The sequence below is a fragment of the Allobosea sp. P2_B12 genome (genome assembly GCF_056404835.1).
Genome location: NZ_JBFUDG010000025.1, coordinates 1 through 1,235, shown reverse-complemented (window position 1 = coordinate 1,235; position 1,235 = coordinate 1). Strand labels below are relative to the sequence as shown.

Below are 1,235 nucleotides of genomic sequence, written 5' to 3'. Positions count from 1 at the left end.
TGACGTGCTCCCCGAAAACTCGGCCAGTCCGAACTGGAATTTTCCACTTATGATCCCGGGATCGGGACGAGGAGAGTTCCATGAAGGCATCGAAGTTCACCGAGGCGCAGATCGCGTTCGTTTTGAAGCAGGCTGAGAGTGGCGTGCCGATCGCAGAGGTCTGTCGGAAAGCCGGGATTTCGGACGCGACGTTCTATAACTGGCGTAAGAAGTATGCGGGCCTGATGCCGTCGGAGATGAAGCGGTTGCGGCAGCTCGAAGATGAGAATGCGAAGCTGAAGCGGATCGTGGCGGACCTGTCGCTCGACAAGGCCATGCTGCAGGACGTGCTCTCAAAAAAGCTCTGAGGCCTGCACGCAAACGCGAGCTCGTGGACAAGCTGCGGGGTGAGTGGAAGGTCTCGACGCGGCGCGCCTGCTCGGCGCTGCGAATCGACCGCTCGCTCTACGTCTACAAGTCAAAGCGGGGCGCGCAGGCCGAGCTGACGCATCGGATCAAGGAGATCTGCGAGACGCGTGTGCGATATGGCTATCGCCGCGTGCATATCCTGCTGCAGCGGGATGGCTGGGCGGTTAACCCGAAGCGGATCTATCGCCTTTACAAGGAGTTGGGCCTGCAATTGCGCAACAAGGTGCCCAGGCGCCGGGTCAAGGCGAAGCTGCGCGAGGACCGTCGGCCGGCGACGCAGACGAACGAGACCTGGGCGATGGATTTTGTCCACGACCAGCTCGCGACGGGCCGCAAGATCCGGGTCCTGACTGTGGTCGACATCTTCTCCCGGTTCTCGCCGGCCGTCGATCCGCGGTTCAGTTATCGCGGCGAGGACGTCGTCGTGACGCTTGAGCGGATCTGCGGCGGCATGGGTTATCCCCGGACCATCCGCGTCGACCAGGGCTCGGAGTTCGTCAGTCGGGACCTCGATCTGTGGGCCTACCAGAAGGGCGTCGTGCTCGACTTCTCCCGGCCAGGCAAGCCGACCGACAACAGCTTCATCGAGTCCTTCAACGGCAAGTTCCGGGCCGAGTGCCTGAACACGCACTGGTTCATGAGCCTTGACGACGCCCGGGCAAAAATGGAGGCTTGGCGTAGAGACTACAACGAGGTCCGGCCACACAGCGCCATCGGCAACAAGCCGCCGATATCGCTGATGAACGGCTCTCCGGCGCCCCCGCCGGCATGAGCCCTAACCCCGGAAGATTCCAGCTCGCGCTGGCCCAAAATCGGGGAGCACGTCA

Annotated in this window: 1 protein-coding gene; it reads left to right on the top strand. The window is 62.3% G+C overall.

Features of this window, described 5'->3' with window-relative positions; translation table 11 throughout:
* Positions 1–80: 80 nt before the first annotated feature.
* Positions 81–1,180, top strand: a protein-coding gene (locus AC1DYU_RS25990; protein ID WP_476794122.1) for an IS3 family transposase whose coding sequence is annotated in 2 segments (ribosomal slippage) — positions 81–333 and positions 333–1,180 — 1,101 coding nt in all. Because the reading frame shifts where the segments join, the coding sequence is not laid out codon by codon here.
* The last annotated feature ends 55 nt before the right edge of the window (positions 1,181–1,235 follow it).